Annotated in this window: 18 protein-coding genes; 4 read left to right on the top strand and 14 right to left on the bottom strand. The window is 64.4% G+C overall.

Going from position 1 to position 15,988, the window contains the following annotated elements; translation table 11 throughout:
* Positions 1 to 60: 60 nt before the first annotated feature.
* Positions 61 to 1,659, top strand: a complete 1,599-nt coding sequence (locus E4P09_RS07510; protein WP_137388880.1) for a serine hydrolase — start codon at positions 61 to 63, stop codon at positions 1,657 to 1,659.
* Positions 1,660 to 1,674: 15 nt separating this feature from the next.
* On the opposite strand, the gene E4P09_RS07515 is transcribed toward E4P09_RS07510, so the two are convergent.
* The gene (locus E4P09_RS07515; RefSeq protein WP_170984273.1) at positions 1,675 to 2,088 is read right to left on the bottom strand and encodes a cupin domain-containing protein; all 414 of its coding nucleotides are present in this window, start codon (positions 2,086 to 2,088) and stop codon (positions 1,675 to 1,677) included.
* Between the two features lie 104 nt (positions 2,089 to 2,192).
* Between E4P09_RS07515 and E4P09_RS07520 the strand changes: the two genes are divergently transcribed.
* Entirely contained in the window at positions 2,193 to 2,477 is a 285-nt protein-coding gene (locus tag E4P09_RS07520) for a GNAT family N-acetyltransferase (RefSeq protein ID WP_239025049.1), read from the top strand.
* A 3-nt stretch (positions 2,478 to 2,480) separates the two neighbouring features.
* Here E4P09_RS07520 and E4P09_RS07525 read toward each other — a convergent pair whose 3' ends face one another.
* Positions 2,481 to 3,173 carry a glutathione S-transferase C-terminal domain-containing protein gene (locus tag E4P09_RS07525; RefSeq protein ID WP_137388883.1) on the bottom strand — a complete coding sequence of 231 codons (693 nt, stop codon included), beginning with the start codon at positions 3,171 to 3,173 and terminating at the stop codon, positions 2,481 to 2,483.
* Positions 3,174 to 3,265: 92 nt separating this feature from the next.
* Here E4P09_RS07525 and E4P09_RS07530 point away from each other — a divergent pair, with 92 nt between their 5' ends.
* The gene (locus tag E4P09_RS07530) at positions 3,266 to 3,598 is read left to right on the top strand and encodes a DHCW motif cupin fold protein (RefSeq protein WP_137388884.1); all 333 of its coding nucleotides are present in this window, start codon (positions 3,266 to 3,268) and stop codon (positions 3,596 to 3,598) included.
* Between the two features lie 5 nt (positions 3,599 to 3,603).
* Here the strand turns inward: E4P09_RS07530 and speB are convergent, their stop codons facing one another.
* The 8 genes from speB to E4P09_RS07570 form a co-directional block, all read right to left on the bottom strand.
* On the bottom strand, positions 3,604 to 4,566 hold the full coding sequence (gene speB / locus E4P09_RS07535) for an agmatinase (protein ID WP_137388885.1): 963 nt from the start codon (positions 4,564 to 4,566) through the stop codon (positions 3,604 to 3,606).
* A gap of 24 nt (positions 4,567 to 4,590) precedes the next feature.
* The gene (locus E4P09_RS07540; protein WP_137388886.1) at positions 4,591 to 5,286 is read right to left on the bottom strand and encodes an amino acid ABC transporter permease; all 696 of its coding nucleotides are present in this window, start codon (positions 5,284 to 5,286) and stop codon (positions 4,591 to 4,593) included.
* Entirely contained in the window at positions 5,283 to 5,948 is a 666-nt protein-coding gene (locus tag E4P09_RS07545) for an amino acid ABC transporter permease (protein ID WP_137388887.1), read from the bottom strand. Before E4P09_RS07545 ends, E4P09_RS07540 begins: the two co-directional genes overlap by 4 nt.
* A gap of 55 nt (positions 5,949 to 6,003) precedes the next feature.
* A complete protein-coding gene (locus E4P09_RS07550; RefSeq protein WP_137388888.1) occupies positions 6,004 to 6,852 on the bottom strand; it encodes a transporter substrate-binding domain-containing protein in 849 nt (282 codons plus the stop codon).
* Complete coding sequence (locus E4P09_RS07555) at positions 6,849 to 7,382, bottom strand: Lrp/AsnC family transcriptional regulator (protein ID WP_137388889.1); 534 nt, start codon at positions 7,380 to 7,382, stop codon at positions 6,849 to 6,851. Before E4P09_RS07555 ends, E4P09_RS07550 begins: the two co-directional genes overlap by 4 nt.
* 71 nt (positions 7,383 to 7,453) lie before the next feature.
* A complete protein-coding gene (locus tag E4P09_RS07560; RefSeq protein ID WP_137388890.1) occupies positions 7,454 to 8,689 on the bottom strand; it encodes a M20 family metallo-hydrolase in 1,236 nt (411 codons plus the stop codon).
* Between the two features lie 12 nt (positions 8,690 to 8,701).
* Positions 8,702 to 9,694: a dimethylarginine dimethylaminohydrolase family protein gene (locus E4P09_RS07565; RefSeq protein ID WP_137388891.1), complete on the bottom strand. Its 993-nt coding sequence runs from the start codon at positions 9,692 to 9,694 to the stop codon at positions 8,702 to 8,704.
* Positions 9,695 to 9,711: 17 nt separating this feature from the next.
* Positions 9,712 to 10,647: a LysR family transcriptional regulator gene (locus tag E4P09_RS07570; RefSeq protein WP_137388892.1), complete on the bottom strand. Its 936-nt coding sequence runs from the start codon at positions 10,645 to 10,647 to the stop codon at positions 9,712 to 9,714.
* Positions 10,648 to 10,751: 104 nt separating this feature from the next.
* Here E4P09_RS07570 and E4P09_RS07575 point away from each other — a divergent pair, with 104 nt between their 5' ends.
* Positions 10,752 to 11,357 carry a DUF1989 domain-containing protein gene (locus tag E4P09_RS07575; RefSeq protein ID WP_137388893.1) on the top strand — a complete coding sequence of 202 codons (606 nt, stop codon included), beginning with the start codon at positions 10,752 to 10,754 and terminating at the stop codon, positions 11,355 to 11,357.
* 32 nt (positions 11,358 to 11,389) lie between these two features.
* Here E4P09_RS07575 and E4P09_RS07580 read toward each other — a convergent pair whose 3' ends face one another.
* From E4P09_RS07580 to E4P09_RS07595, 4 genes are read right to left on the bottom strand one after another with little or no spacing between them, the layout of a single operon-like run.
* The gene (locus E4P09_RS07580) at positions 11,390 to 12,376 is read right to left on the bottom strand and encodes a quinone oxidoreductase family protein (RefSeq protein ID WP_170984274.1); all 987 of its coding nucleotides are present in this window, start codon (positions 12,374 to 12,376) and stop codon (positions 11,390 to 11,392) included.
* 1 nt (position 12,377) lies between these two features.
* The gene (locus tag E4P09_RS07585; RefSeq protein WP_205042034.1) at positions 12,378 to 13,322 is read right to left on the bottom strand and encodes an ABC transporter permease; all 945 of its coding nucleotides are present in this window, start codon (positions 13,320 to 13,322) and stop codon (positions 12,378 to 12,380) included.
* Between the two features lie 5 nt (positions 13,323 to 13,327).
* Entirely contained in the window at positions 13,328 to 14,419 is a 1,092-nt protein-coding gene (locus tag E4P09_RS07590; protein WP_205042035.1) for an ABC transporter permease, read from the bottom strand.
* Positions 14,416 to 15,969, bottom strand: coding sequence for an ABC transporter ATP-binding protein (locus tag E4P09_RS07595; RefSeq protein ID WP_137388895.1), 1,554 nt, complete (start codon positions 15,967 to 15,969; stop codon positions 14,416 to 14,418). Before E4P09_RS07595 ends, E4P09_RS07590 begins: the two co-directional genes overlap by 4 nt.
* Between the last annotated feature and the right edge of the window lie 19 nt (positions 15,970 to 15,988).

Genomic DNA, 15,988 nt, shown 5'->3' on the forward strand with positions numbered 1-15,988 from the left:
AGGCAAAATCGATGCATGGCCTAGCCGTGCTCCGGCCCACACCCAAATGGGAGAGATTGAATGTTGCGCGATTTCACGGGGCGCAGCACCAGGCCATCCTTGGCCCGGATCACGGCCATAGTGCTTTTCGGGCTCTCGCTCCCGTGGGCACCGACACCTGGACATGCAGACAGCTCGCCTGCCCAGACATCGGGCGTGGAAATCCCGCCTGGCCAGATTGAAAAGGCCATCGGTCGATTGGACGAGCTCGCCGCAGATATGATGAAGCGAAGCGGCGTGCCGGGCATGGCGGTCGCGGTCGTGCAGGGTGATAAAACCGTATATGCGAAAGGCTTCGGCGTCCGAAAAGCGGGCGAGGCCGCGCCCGTCGACGCTGACACCGTGTTCCAGATCGCCTCGCTGTCGAAGCCGCTCACCGGGAGCGTTGTCGCCCACCAGGTCGGCGCTGGCATCGTCAAATGGGACACGCCGGTCATCGCCCACTTGCCCTGGTTTCGGCTCAGCGATCCCTGGATCACAGACCACGTCACGATCGGCGATATGTTCAGCCATCGCTCCGGTCTTCCCGACCATGCGGGCGATGATCTGGAGGACTTGGGACATGGCCGGCGGCATGTGCTCGAGCAGCTCCGCCTGCTGCCTCTCCACGGCTTTCGCCAGATCTACAACTACACGAATTTCGGCATGACAGCCGCCGCGGAAGCGGTGGCGCAGGCATCGGGTAAGCCGTGGGAGATCCTGGCCGAAGAGGTTCTATACGAGCCGCTCGACATGGCCTCGACCAGCTCGCGCTTTGCCGATTTCGAAAAGCAGGCGAACAGGGCCATCGGGCACGTCAAGGTCGGGAACGATTACGAACCGAAATACCAGCGCTTGCCGGACGAACAGTCGCCGGCCGGCGGCGTGAGTTCCTCCGTACGCGATCTCGCCCGCTGGATGACGATGATCCTGCAAAACGGGCGCTTTGAAGGGCGAGAGATCGTCCCCGAAGCGGCACTGCTGCCGGCACTGACCGCCCAAATGATCGCCGCGCCCTCGGCCACGGTCGATGCCCGGCCCGGATTCTACGGATATGGCATGGGCGTTGGCGTTTCGCCCAGTGGACGCATGATCCTCAGCCATTCCGGCGCGTTCGCCCTTGGCGCGAGCACCTATGTCGCGATGATCCCCTCCGCAGATATCGCCATCGTGGTGCTGACGAATGCATCGCCGAGTGGAGCGGCCGAGGCGCTGGGTGCCTCATTCGCTGACCTCGTCGAGTTCGGCAAGATCACGCGTGACTGGTTTCCCGCCTATGCGGCTCGGCTGGCGAGCGTCACGGCGCCGGTGGGTACGCTGATCGGAAAGTCGCCGCCCGCCGATCAGAAGCCGGCTGCGCCCCTCGCTTCATATGCGGGCGCTTACGGCAACGACTATTTTGGCAACGCGGTCATTGCCGTGGTGGGGAACGAGCTGGAGCTGATGATCGGCAAGGCGCCCACCAAGTACAGGCTGACCCACTGGAACGGCGACGTCTTTGCTTTCCACCCATCTAGCGAAAATCAACCTGACGGTTCGGTGGCGGCGCTTACGTTCGAGCGGAATGCCGGCGGCACGGCCACGGCATTCACGATCGATTATCTCGACGAGAATGGCTTGGGCCAGTTCGTACGCCGCTAGGCAATCGTCCGTGTGTCACGTCGGCACGCGCCCGTCCAGATGCGGCAGCAGGACCACGCTTTCCTGCTCGTTGGGGTCGGTGCGGGCGATCACGGCGCTTGCCGGCTCGTCGCTGAGATTGGCCGGAAGGTGCGGCATGCCGGCGGGAATGTAGAAGAGGTCTCCAGCCTTGACGACCACGTGCTGCTCGAGCTCGTCGCCAAACCAAGTGTGGACCTCGCCGCTCAGCACATAGATCGCGGTCTCGTGATTCTCGTGGAGATGCGCCTTGGCGCGGCCGCCGGGCGGCATCGTGAGGAGATGCATGCAGATGCCCGAGGACCCGACCGTTTCCGCGGCGATCCCTTGGAAATAGCTGAGGCCCTGCTTGCCGTCATAGGTATGGGTCGGGCGAACGATGCGGCAGGTGGGTTTCGATGGAGTGGCCAAAAGGATCCTCCATATCCACATAGTGAATCGGAATAGAAGCCTAGAACGGGTCCGGTCTGGCCGCAATGCTGCCGGCCAGATCGCAGTGGAAGAGGAGATCGGTCGTGAGCGGCGAGGTGCGGGACAATCCGGACAGGAGCAGGTTCGAGCTCGAGGTCGATGGGCAGATCGTTCGCGCCGATTACCGCCGGCACGGCTCCAGTGTCATCATCACCCATGTGGAAGCACCGCCGTCGCTTCGTGGCACCGGAGCGGCCGACCGCCTCATGAGAGGTATCGTGGCCATGGCCGAGCAGGAGGACTGGCAGCTCGTGCCGGTCTGCGGCTATGCGGCCGCCTGGCTGCGGCATCACGCCCGCCGGCGCGAGCGCAGGGGCACAAGCCAGTAGGGGCTAATCCTGTACAGCGGCGTGAATGGACTGGCAGTGCTTCACGAGATGGGGCTGGGTGAGCAGGAAGCGCTTCAGCGGCGTGTCGATGTCATAGAAATACACGTTGGCGATGAAACCATAGAGCGCCGCATCGATGCTTCGGGCCTTCGGGCCGAAGAAGAAGCCGGTCTGCGGCAACAGTCGCGCCAGCACCTGCAGGTCCGCCAGGCCCTTTTCATAGACCGCCGGCGGGTCGTAGCGGCCGATGCCCTGATAGTGATAACGCTGAAAATTGTACTGCTGCGCCGCTTCGAGCGCTTCCGGGGTGATCTCCGCATGGGTCCGTAATAGGGCATCCCTGAACAGCGGCCAGAAGGCCGGGTCCTTCCAGCGGGAATAGGACATCACCCAATAGAGATTATCGAGCGTGCGATTAACCAGCAGCCCCATATCCCGTTGCTGCTGCGTAAGCCCGTGATCGATGTCCAGCCCATGGCGAGTGGTCAGATGGGCGATGATGGCGTCGCTGTCGCCGATGGTCTCGCCATCATCCACAATGAAGGGCAGCTGTCCGCGAGGCGCCTTGCGCGTGTCCATCACGTGCTCGTGCCGGAACGGCAGCCGGCACAGTTTCAGGAAGGCAAAGATCTTGAGCCCAAAAGGATTGTTGTCGGCGACCCCGAACAGGCCGGGATAGGAATAGAGGGTCAGCATCTCAGCCCCTTCGCACTGCCATGGACGACCATCCACCTCTGTGATAGCGCAAAATTGCCCGACCGTGTCGCCAGAACCTGGAGAGGTTCCCAATGAAAATACCGGAGACGCCGTTTACCATCGCGAACTGGGCCGAGCTGCCGGCAGCGGTCTATCCCGGCGAGACGGGGCAGGCCGAGTGGCGGGAGATCAATGTCGGTGACCTTAGGATCAGGCAGGTAGATTACTCACCAGACTATGTCGCCGATCACTGGTGCGACCGCGGCCACGTTCTCTACGTGCTGAGCGGCGAACTCGTCGTGGAGCTGAAGGACGGCCGCTCGTTCACGCTTCTGCCGGGCACCAGCTTCCACGTGTCGGATTATGGCGACGCGCCCCACCGGGCCTGTTCCCGGCAGGGCGCGCAGGTGTTCATCGTCGATTGAGTAGGTTATCGCCTGGGCACATCTCCTGCGCGTTCGCGCTCCTTCAAGGCAAAGCCGATGAGGTCGAGGATGATACGGGCAGCCACCTGGCCCGTGAGGCCAGAGGTGTCGTAGCAGGGCGCCACTTCGACAAGGTCGAAGCCGATCACCTTGCCCTTCTTGGCGATGCCTTCGAGCAGCGCATTCACCTCGTCATAATAGAGGCCGCCGGGCGATGGCGTTCCCGTGCCCCAGGCGATCGACGGGTCAATGCCGTCGATATCGATGGTCACATAGTACTTGTCGCATTGGGGAATGCGGTTGACGGTTTCCTCGATGCCGACGGCGCGCATTTCCTTCGGGCTCATGATCACGCTGCCATAAGCGCGCGCCGCATCGAAATCCACACGCCCGCTCGACCCGATGCCGCGGATACCGAGCTGCGCCATGCCGGTGACATGATCCATTTCAGAGGCACGCCGCATGGGGCTGCCATGGCCGAAGCGCTGGCCGGCCCGTTCGTCGACGAAATCGAGATGCGCATCGATCTGGATGATGCCGAAGGGGCCGTGATCGGCCAAGCCCTGCAGGATCGGAATGGTCACCGCGTGATCACCGCCGATGCCCACCACCATGCCGCCGCGATCGGCAATGGCCTTCACCGCCTCGCGGGTGTTCTCGAAACAAGCCTGCAGGTCGCCATGCACCATGTCCACGTCACCGCAATCGACGATGCGCCATGGCGGACCGAGATAGACATCGTCCCGCTCCGGGTCGTAGGAGCCGGCAAGACCGAAGGAATAGATCGAGGATGAATCGCGCACGCCGCGAGGGCCCATCTTGGCGCCCGAGCGATACTGGGTGGTCATGTCGAACGGGATGCCGAGGATGCCCACATCGGCATCGAAGCTCGAAAGATCGGTAACGATGGGGAACTTCCCGAAGGATGTAATGCCCGTATAGGGCAGGTTGAGTTTCGGCCTAGCCATTGTAGAGGGTCCTCCCTGGTTGGATCAGTGAATGGTCGCGATCTGCTCGCGACCGCGTTCGAGACGGCGGAATGTGCTGGTTCGGCGTTCAATGAGGTCGAGAGCTGCGGCAACGGCTGCCGTGAGGGCCCAATAGAGAAGCGCGATGGTCAGGAAAACTTCGGCCGGGGCGAAGGTGCGGCCGATGATCATCTGCGAGACATAGGTGAGTTCGGCCACGGTGATGATCGACAGCACCGCCGATTCCTTGATCAGGGTGATGGTCAGATTGGCCGAGGCGGGAATGAGATAGCCGAGGAACTGCGGGAAGATCACCTTGCGGAAGGCGAGCCAGCGATGCATGCCGAGCGCGGTTGCAGCCTCGCGCTGGCCCGCTGGCACAGACAGGATCGCCCCGCGCACGATCTCCGCGAAATAGCCGCTCGCATAGAGCGCCAGCATCGCCACGCCCACCACCTGCGGGCTCAGGCGGACACCGAGGAAGGGCAGGCCGAAGAACACCAAAAAGATCTGGATCAGAAACGGGATGTTGCGCACCAGCTCGATGAGCGCGATCGCCGGGACAGCAAGCACGCGGCGGCCCGACAGAACGGCCAGGGCGAGCACGACACCGCCGAGGAAGCCCAACGGCAGTGCGGCTGCGCAGATCGCCACCGTGACCAGCAGGCCTTGGGCGAACAGCCCGGCATTGTCCAGGATGACGGACGGATCGAAGGTCATGCGCGCACCGCACGCATGCGGGCGTCCACCCGGCGCGTCAGCATGCTCAGGCTGAACAGCATGACGAAATAGAGCACGGCGGCGAGCGCGAAGGCTTGGATCGGTTGATAGGTGAAATTCATCACGTTCTGGGCCGTGCGGGTGAGCTCGACCACGGTGATGACCGAGAGCAGGGGCGACGCCTTCACCAGCATGGTGAACTCGTTCATCAATGGTGGAATGGTGAGCCGCAGCACTTGCGGCAGGATCACTCGCATCCACATGATGCCGCGCGGCACGGCCAGCGCCTTGGCCGCCTCGTACTGTCCGGCGGGCACGGCGCTCAGGCCCGCCCGAATGATCTCGGTGATGAAGGCGGCGCTGTTGAGGCTCAGCGCCAGCACGCCCGCAACCAGCGGCGGCAGGTCTATGCCGGTGAGTCCCGGCAGGCCGTAATAGACCAGGAAGATCTGCACCAGGATGGGCGTGCCGCGGATGAAGCTCATATAGGTCTTGGCCAGCCAGCGCAGCGGGGCCCATGGCGCCGCGCGCATGACGGTCAGCCCCACGCCGAAGACGATGCCGAACAGGCCCCCCAGGAGGGAAACCAGCAGCGTGACCACCGCCCCTTGCAGGAACAGCGGCCATTCGGCCAGCGTGGCGCTGATCTGGAAGCCAGCCATGAGACCTGCCTCAGGCGCAGCCGCGCCCCGATGGGAAGCGGCTCAACGCCCGCCCTCAGAGCGCGCCTTCCGGCAGATAGCCTTCCTTGGGCGTGGCGAAGGTGAAGCCGAACCACTTCATCTGCCACTCCTTCAGCTTGCCGCTGTCGTTCAGCTCGTCGATCTTGGTGTTCAGGTAATCGCGCACGTCCTGATCCTCCGGGCGGGTCACCCAGGCGAGATACTGAGGCTCGCCGATCGTGCCCACCACGCGGAAGGTGTCCGGCTGCTTCTTCATCAGCACCGCCGCGGTTGGCGAGGCGAGCACGATCGCGTCTACCTGCCCCGAGGCGAGCGCTACATGGGTTTCGGGGAATGCGGTGTAGAGCTTGAGCTCGCCGTAGCCGTCGCCCCCCTTCTCCTTCAGCGACGCGCTGTGCGCCTCGGCCACCGGCTGCGGTGAAGAGGCCATCTGCGTGGCCACCACCTTGCCGTTGAGATCATCGGGGCTCTTGATGCTGTCGTCGTCGGCGCGCACCACGATCACATTATCGAAGCTGCCGATCGGGCGGGTATAGGCGTACTTGGCCGCACGCTCCGCATTGATGCCCACCGACGTGGCAACGAAGTCGAACTTCTTGGCGAGCAGGCCGGGCAGGATGCCCTGGAACGGCAGGTTCAGCTGGTTCAGCTCGACCCCGAGATCCGCGACGATATAGTCGAGGATATCCTTGTTGTAGCCGACGATCTTGCCGTCCTGCACGAACTCGAAGGGCTCCAGCGCCGCCTCGGTGCCGACGGTGAGCTTGCCGCGTTCCTTGATCTCGGCGAGAAGGCCCTCTGCCTGGGCCGCGCCGATCGTGGACAGGGCGACCAATAGACCGGCGACCGCCGCAATTCCGTTTCGAAGTGTTCGCGCGATCATGTCTTCCTCCTCCCGGCAAAACTGGCGACAAATCTTGCCGCCTCTTCTTTCAGCGCGTGCGTATCCTTGATCACGCCGTGATGCTTGTAGACGCGGCCGATCATGAAGCTTTCGGTGTCATTGATGCCTTCCACGGTCTTCAGTTCGTCGAGCAGAAAGCTGTGCAGCTCGGCGGTTGAGCCAAGAGTAAGCTCGATGATGAGGTCATAGGGGCCGGTCATCGAGTAGACCCGCTCGACGAAATCGTAGGAGGCAAGCCGCGCCGCCACCTCGTCCAGGTGCTTGCGCGCGACCTCCAGGCCGATGATGGCCGCCACGCCCTTGCCGCGGCGCAACGGGTCGGTCATCGCCTTCACCGCGATCACCCCATCATCGATCAGCCGGCGCAGCTTCTTGCGCGCGGTCGCTTCCGTGACACCCACGCGCCGCGCCAGCTCCACCGTCGACAGGCGGCCGTCCGTGCTGAGCGCCCGCACGATCGCCTGCTCCACCGCATCGAGCTCGCCGGCTATATCGGTTTCCAGCATCATTCCGGCCAGTAATTACGCCTTTCAGGCAATCAAACTAGCCAATTGTGCCGCAATCCGTCAATCCATCCGCTCTATTTTCCTGCAGCAAACTCCTCGAGAATGGTGCCGGTGGCCTCTGCCATCACCCGCAAGCCGGCGACGATGTCATCGGGAGCGGTGTCTTCCTCGGGCGTGTGGCTGCGGCCGCCTATGCTGGGCACGAACAGCATGCCGGCCGGAATCTGGCTGGCCATGCTCATGGCATCGTGGCCGGCGCCGCTCGGCATCGTTCTGGAGCTGAGCTGCAGGCGTTGCGCCGCCCGGGTCAGATGGCCGATCATGCTCGGTGCCATGGCGGCCGACGGCTCGCCTCCGGCCAGCACCACCGATCCGGTGGCGCGGGCTTGTGCAGCCGCGACTTGAGCGAGCTCGGGCATGGCCGCCTCGATCCGGTCGAGCGCCTCGAGCGACGGGCTACGATACTCGACCAGCAGCTCGGCCCGCTCCGGCACCACGTTGAAGGCCCCCGGCGCGATCTTGGCTCCACCCAGGTTGAACACGGTGTTTGGCCCGCCATGGGTCTGCACGAAGTCGCGGAAGGCGGTGGCGAAGGCAAACATGGCCTGGGCCGCATCGGACCTGGCGGCCATGGGCGTGGTGCCTGCATGGTCCGCGCGCCCGTGAAAGGTTGCCCGCGCCCGACGGATGCCGACGATCTCCGTCACGATGCCAACGGCACGGCCTTCGCTTTCCAGCACCGGCCCCTGCTCGATATGAATCTCGATATAGCCGGCGTGCCGCTGCGGATCGATCCGGGCGATCTCGGCGTCGGCAAGGCCGGCGGCAGCCCGCGCTTCAGCAAGCGTGCGTCCGTCCGCGCCCTTCGCTTGAGCCACCTCATCCCAGGTGAGCGAGCCGCCGAACACGCGGCTGCCGAGCAGCGACACGATCGTGCCTTCCTCATCGCTGAACGACACCACCCCGATGCCGACCGGACCGGGCGCGCCGGCAGCCATGAAGGCGCGGGCGATCTCCAGCCCTGTCATGACGCCGAGGGCGCCATCGAGCCAACCGCCCATGGGCACCGTATCGGTATGGGAGCCGATCAGCAGATAGCGCTCGGCTCCGGGCGTATAGCCGAACACATTGCCGATGCCGTCGATCGAGGCGTCGAGGCCGGCTTGCTCCATGCGGTCACGCAGCCAGCGGCGCGCCGCCATATCCTCTTCGCTCAAGGCGAGGCGGCTGCCGCCCTTGCCCACATTGCCGATGGTGGAAAGCTCTTTCAGGTCGCGCAGCAGCCGTGCGCCGTCGACATTCAGGTTCATGACCAATTCTCTCTACAGTCGGATCAGGGGCTGGTGGGCGCAGCGGAATGAGCCGCCGACGCGATAGACGGCCTCGTAAGGCGTGCGGATCACTTCGAAGCCGCGTGCCTTCAGTTCGCCGGCGACGTAGTCGTGGGGCTCCTCCGAAGGCATCATCACGGTGCGGTCGTCGAGCACCAGGTTGTTGCAGGCGAGGTGCCGCTTGGCGGCCTCCTTGCCGACGACGATGCGGTCCCAGTTCGCAAGATGGCCCGGCAGACCCTCGGGAAAGGCCTCCATGCACACCACGGCTAGCCCCTCGCGCGGGGTCATGAGCACGCAGTCGAGGTGGGGGAACAGCGGGTCGAGCTTCACCATCTCCACATCGTATTCGGGGCCGAGCGCATGCTGCAGCCAGCGGGCACCCTCGGGATTGGAGCAGTTGCCCGAATGCCCCACCAGGATCTTCTTGCCCAGCACGAAGATGTCGCCGCCTTCGAGATAGCCCCAGCCCGGCCCCTCCGCATTGTCATCCGCCCCCCCATCCGGCTGGGCGAAATAACGGGCGCCCCGCTCCATGGTCGAGGCCAGGATGTGCCGCACCGAGAAGCGCTGGCGCCGGTGGAACAGCGAGCGCGGGGCAAGCTCGATGACGTTGTTGCCGATGGTGACGAAGGGGTCACGCAGCCAAGGGGTCATGCAGCCATGGTTCTCGCCGCGCGGGAAGGCGAGATTGCCATCGCTTAACCGTCGCGGCTGGTGGATCTTGATGCCAAGCCCGCGCAGCAAGACCACTGCGCCGTCGAGCTGGGATTTGAAGGCGGCGAAATAGTCCGGATCGGCCTCGGCCACCGGCCGGCCCTGGTTTGTTATCCAGAAGCGCTCGAAGTCCCCGTAAGCGCGCGCTTTGGAGTCCGCCAGGAATTTCGGGATGATGAACTGATCGGCCCAGCCATAGATGCATTCCTTGAGGGTGCCCCATTCGCTGCTGACGCCGATCGGCTCCGTTCCATTCTGCGTTTCCATGTCCCTGTCTTTCGTTGTCAGGCTTCCAACAGCGCAGGTACCAGCCCATGCGCCTTGCGCAGGTCCTCGAGGAAGGCGTTGAGCACACGAAGATCCGCCAAGCCTTTCCTCACCGCGAACTCGAAATCGGAGTAGAAGGCGAATTCCTGCGGCAAAAGCGGCTTCAGCTCGCCCTTTTCGATCCAGGCTTCGGCGTAGTGGCACGGGAGATAGCCGATGAACGCGCCGGACCGGATCAGCGACAAGGTCGCCTCCATGTCATAGGCGGTGGCGGCTGCCTTCAAGCCGGACATGGGCGAGACCTGGCGGTGCACCATGTAGCCGCGCGCCACGAAGTCGGACGCCAAGACGTCTGCTTTGCTCACCGCATCCTCAGGACGGTTGAACAGGCGGTGCCGCCGTCCGCAATAGAGCATGTGCCTTTCCCGGAACAGGTGCTCGTAATGCAGTCCGGGCACGTGGTGATAGAAGGCCGATATCCCCACCTGCAGACGGCCTTCCAGCAGCCGCTTCTCGATGGTGGCGGGCTCGGCGACGTGCAGATTGATGTGCACCGAGTGATCGCGCGAGGTGAACAGGCGGATCGCTTCGTGCAGCCGGCAGTCCTGGTTGCTGGTGGTGGTGTCCACGACGCCCACATGCAGCTCGCCCACCAGCTTGCCGCGCAGCTCGCCGATATCCGCGCGGATGGAATCGAGCGCCTCTTCTAGACGCAAGGCGGCCATATAGATGCGCCGGCCCTTGTCCGTCAGCTTGAAGCCGACCCGTCCGCGGTCGCACAGGCGGATGCCGAGCCGGGACTCCAGGGTCGACATCTGGGTGCTGATGGTCGAGGCGCTGACATTCAGCTCGGCCTGAGCGCCCGCGAACCCGCCATTCTCTACCACCTTCACGAACAGGCGCAGAAGCTTGATGTCCGATGGAGCGAGCTGGGGAACACGACTGAGCGGCATGAACTTACTTTCGCCTATAACGAAGCGAATTTTTCTCGTTTGATCTTTACCGTAAGCGAGCCGCCACGCAAACTCCGGCAAAACCCAGAAGGAGTAGTGAGGCAATGGCCAACGGCGAAATCATGACCATTCCGGCGCGGAAGGGGCGCGCGGCTCGGCTGACCAAGGGCCAAGCCATCAAGATCATCAATACCCACGGCCATCAGGTGGTCGACACCTGGTGCTTCAGCCTGGAAGAGCTCACCGAGTTCATGTCCATGGAGCACATCCGCCCGACCTTGGGAAAGATCTTCCCGACCAAGGGCGACGAGCTCTACACCAACCGCCGCCGGCCGATCCTGTTCTTCGAGGAAGACACCTCGCCGGGCATTCACGACACGCTGATGGCAGCTTGCGACGACTATCGCTATGGCCTGCTCGGCTGCAAGGAATACCACGACAACTGCACGGACAACCTGCATGCCGCCATGCGCCAGATCGGCTTGCGCGCGCCCGAGACGCCGAGCCCGCTCAATCTGTGGATGAATATCCCGGTCGACCAGCAGGGCCGCACCAGCTGGGGTGAGCCGGTCTCCAAGCCGGGCGACTATGTGGTGCTGCGCGCGCATATGGATTGCGTGGTCGCCATGTCGTGCTGCCCGCAGGACATCCTGCCGATCAACGGCAAGGCAGGAAACACGGTGGAAGCCCATTATCAGATCCTCGACTAAGCTGGGCCCGGCGGCGATCGGTGCGGCCGGCATCATGGATTGACGGCGATCAGCACCTTGCCGACCGTGCCGCGGCTTTCGAGGCAGGCCTGCGCCGCCCGGATCTCCGCGAGCGGAAACTCCGCGGCAACCGGAATCGTCAGGCGCCTCGCTTCGATCGCCTCGATCACATGCCGCAGGCCCCTGCGCCATTTCTGCGAGCCGGGCACCGCGTGCAGCAGCTCGAAGCCGGCGAGTGAGGTCGACCGCTCGTAAAGCTTCTTACGTATGTCGAAATGCGGGTCGCCTGCCGCCTCGCCGATATTGATCACGCGCCCATAGGTGCGCAGCGCATCGAAGCTGCGGCGCAGGATGTCGCTGCCAAGCGAATCGATCACCAGATCGACGCCGCGGCCGCCGGTCTCAGCCAGGGCCACCTCGACGAAATCCTCCTTATCGCGCGCGATCACGCGGGCAGCGCCGAATTTGAGGGGTATCTCGGTCTTGGCCGGCGAACCGACCGTGCCGATGACCCGCGCGCCCGCCGCCGTCGCCAACTGGGTCAGGGCCAGACCGACGCCGCCGCCGATGGCGTGCACGAGGATGGTTTCGCCCTTGCGCACCCGGTGGGCGGTGTAGAGCAGGTGATAGGCGGTGAGCGCAACCACGGGAAAGGCGGCCGCCATGCGCCCGTCCATGCCCGGCGGCAGGGGAATGACATATTTCTCCGGCACCACCACCATGTCGGCGAACCCGCCGAGCATGGCGGGGCCGGTGATGGCGCTCACCGCCTGGCCCTCGCGCAATGCGGAGACGCCGCGGCCGCAGGCCCGCACGAAGCCGGTGACCTCGCCCCCGAGAACCGACGGATAGGGTATCGGGTCGGGATAGATGCCTTGGCGCTTCTGTATGTCGCCCCAATTGCAGGCTGCCCGCACCACGTCGATCAGCACCTGGCCTGGCCCGACTGCTGGCTCCGCCACGTCTTCGAGCCGCAGCCGCTCGAGCCCGCCGGGCGTCTCGACTACCGCCGCGCGCATGTCAGTGGCTCTCGCGGTGATAGTATTTGCCGACTGCTTGCGGCGCGACATTGCGGCCCGAGATCAGCACGAGCGCGAGGATCGAGACCACATAGGGCAGGGTCGAGAAGATCTGGTAGGGCACGTCGGGGTTCTCGAACTGCAGGCGCAGCTGGTAGGCATCGAACACGCCGAACAAGAGGCAGGCGAGCAGCGCGCCCACCGGGTTCCAGCGCCCGAGAATGACCGCGGCGAGCGCGATGAAGCCCTTGCCGGCGCTCATGTGCTCGGAGAACACGAACACCTGCGAGAGCACGAGATAGACACCGCCCATGGCCGCGAGGGCGCCGGCCACCAGCACGCAAGCATAGCGCAGGCCGGCGACCGATAGGCCCGCTGCGTCGCAGGCGCGTGGATTATGCCCCACCGCCCGGATGCTGAGGCCCAGCGGTGTCCAGTACATGAGGATGTAGAGCGCAGGCACCGCCAGATACATGAGATAGACCAGCAGGTCCTGGTTGAAGAGCACCGGGCCGATGACTGGAATGCTGGACAGAACCGGGATGGCGATCGGCCGGAACCCGGGCAGCAGCTGGGTGTTGGCGGTGGCGCCTATGGCGATACGGGCGAGGAAGGCGGTGATACCAAGCGAGAACAGGTTGATGGCGACGCCGGCGACGATCTGGTTCACCCCCAGCGAGATCGACATGATGGCCATCGGAAGGGCCAGCAGCACGCCAAGCGCCATGCCGACCAACACGCCAGCGAAGGGAGATCCGGTATGGAAGGTGCCCAGCGCCGCGCCAAAGGCACCCATCAGGATGAGCCCTTCCAGGCCCACATTGAACACGCCCGAACGCTCCGACAGCACGCCGGCAAGGGCGGCAAAGATGAGCGGCATGGACAAGCGCAGGGCCGAGGACAGGAACTGGACCAAGGCCTGCATGTCCGAGAACAGCTCGAGCATGGCACTCATCCTCCCTGTGCGGCCTTGATCGCGGCCGACATGGTGCGCCGGCGCTCGATGAGACGCGCCCAGCGGCTGCGCTGGAAGCTGAAGGCGAGGCCGGTGGCCACGAAGATCACGATCAGGCCCTTGAGCGCCTCCACAAGAGTGACCGGCACGCCGGCCGCGCGCTGCATCATATTGGCGCCGCTTTCGAGCCCGGCCATGAAGGTGGCCGCCACAATGGTGCCGAGCGCGTTGGTGCCGGCCAAAAACGCGATGACGATGCCGTCATAGCCATAGCCGGCACTAAACAGATGGAAGAGGCGGTGCTTGAGGCCCATCACCTCGAAAGCGCCGGCGAGACCCGCAAGCGCGCCGCCCACCAGCATGGATGTCATGATATGCCGGCGAACCGACATGCCGGCATAGCGCGCGGCTTGAGGATTGGCCCCGACGGTCTGCAGGGAATAACCGACGGAGGTGTAGCGCATCACCACCGAAAGCAGCAGAGCGGCGATCACCGCCACGATCACGCCGGCATGGGCGTCCGTGCGGGGCATGATATAGGGCAGCCACAGGCTCTCGCGGATCTCCTCGGAATAGGGATAGGGCGCGCCCTCCGCCATCAGCGGCCCCGAGACCGCATAGCTGACGATGTTGATCGCCACGTAATTGAGCAGCAGGGTGACGATCACCTCGTTGAGATCGCGATAAGCTTTCAGCAAGGCCGGTATGGCCGCCCACACCGCACCGCCGGCGAGCCCGCCCGCCGCGCAGAGCAGGATGCCGAGCAGGCCCGGCAGCTCAGGGCCATAAAGCGCGACGATGGTGGCGAACAGCCCGCCCATATAGATCTGCCCCTCCGCCCCGATATTGAACAGGCCGACCCGCAGCGGCAGCGCCACGGCGAGACCGGCAAGCAGCAAGGGACAGAGCTTGACCAGAGTGGCGGAAAGCCCCCAATAGTCGAAGAAGGCGCCACCGAACAGCTCGCGATAGGCGGCGATCGGGCTGTGCCCGGTGGTGAGGATGAGCAGCGCCCCGATGGCGAGCGCGATGAGCACCGCCCACACGCTCTTGAGCATATAGACCCACCTGAGCAGCTCCAGGGTCACGCCGCTTCCTCCTTGATGCCGGCCATCATCTTGCCGATGCGCTCGGAGGTGATCTGCTTGGGATCGAGGATGCCCATGATCCGGCCCTTGAACATGACCGCGATCCGGTCGCAGACGGCGAGAATGTGCTCGAGCTCGGTCGAGATATAGATGATGCCGACGCCCCTGTTGCGCTGCTCGATGAGCGTGTTCTGCACGAACTCGATGGCGCCGACATCGAGGCCCTTGCAGGGCTGCGACACCACCAGCAGTTTGGGGTCGGCCTCGATCTCCCGCGCCAGGATGAGCTTCTGCTGATTGCCGCCCGAAAGCCTGCGCACATGCTGGTCGATCGAGCTTGTCCGCACCCGGAACTTATCCACGAGCCGGCTGGCGTTCTCGCGAATGGCGGCCTGGTTCAGAAAGAACCCGTGCTGCACGAACGGGGGGCGGTCATAGGCGCGCAGCATGAGGTTGGCGGCCACGCTCTGGTCGAGCACCAGGCCGGTGCGGTGCCGATCTTCCGGCACATAGGCAATGCGCAGCTTGTGCAGCCGATCGCGGATGGAATAAGGGGCGATATCCCGGCCCTCGAGCCGCATGGTGCCGGCGTGATAGGCGCGCATGCCGGCTATGGTCTCCGCGAGCTCGGCTTGGCCGTTCCCGTCCACACCGGCAATCCCGAGGATCTCGCCTGCATGCAGATCGAAGCTGACCCCGGCCAGCGCCTCGTTCCCCCGTTCCCCATAGGCACGTACGTCGCGCACCTCGAACAGCACGCACCCCGCGCGCCCTTCCGGCCGCTCCAGATCGAAAATGACGTCGCGGCCAACCATCAACCGAGCAAGTTCGGACGGATTGGTGTCCTTCGTCTCCAGCTCGTCGGTCACCCGACCCGCCCGCATCACCGTCACCCGGTCGGACAGGTCCATCACCTCTTCCAGCTTGTGGGTGATGAAAAGGATGGTCTTGCCGGCGGCCTTCAGCCGGCGCAGCACGGCAAAGAAGGACTGGGTCTCGCCCGGCGTGAGCACGCTGGTCGGCTCGTCCAGAATCAGGAGATCCGCATCGCGATAGAGCGATTTCAAAATCTCCACCCGCTGCTGCATTCCGATCGGCAGGCGCGAGACCACCTCCGTGGGCTCGATTTCGAAGCCGAAGCTGTCGGAAAGCTCGGCGATCCGCCGCTCATGGGCCTTCAGGTCCAACCGTGGCCCTTGCCCATGCAGGCCGAGGATCACGTTCTCGGTCACGGTCAGCGGATCCACCAGCATGAAGTGCTGGTGCACCATGCCAATGCCGAGCTCCAGCGCATGCCTCGGGCTGTCGATGCGAACGGGCAGGCCGTCCAGCAGGATTTGGCCGCTGTCGGGCTGCAGCAGCCCGTACAGCATGTTCATCAGCGTGGTCTTGCCGGCGCCATTCTCGCCGAGCACCGCATGCACGCTGCCCCGCCGGACGTGGATCGTGACATTGTCGTTGGCCTTGAGGCTACCGAAGCTCTTGCACAGATCCTTGACGACGAGGTGGTCCTCGCCTCGCCGTCCGACGTCCGGCTGGTGTTCAGTCATTGCCGTTCCGACCCATGAC

The organism is Rhodoligotrophos defluvii, assembly GCF_005281615.1.
Classification (GTDB): Bacteria; Pseudomonadota; Alphaproteobacteria; order Rhizobiales; family Im1; genus Rhodoligotrophos; species Rhodoligotrophos defluvii.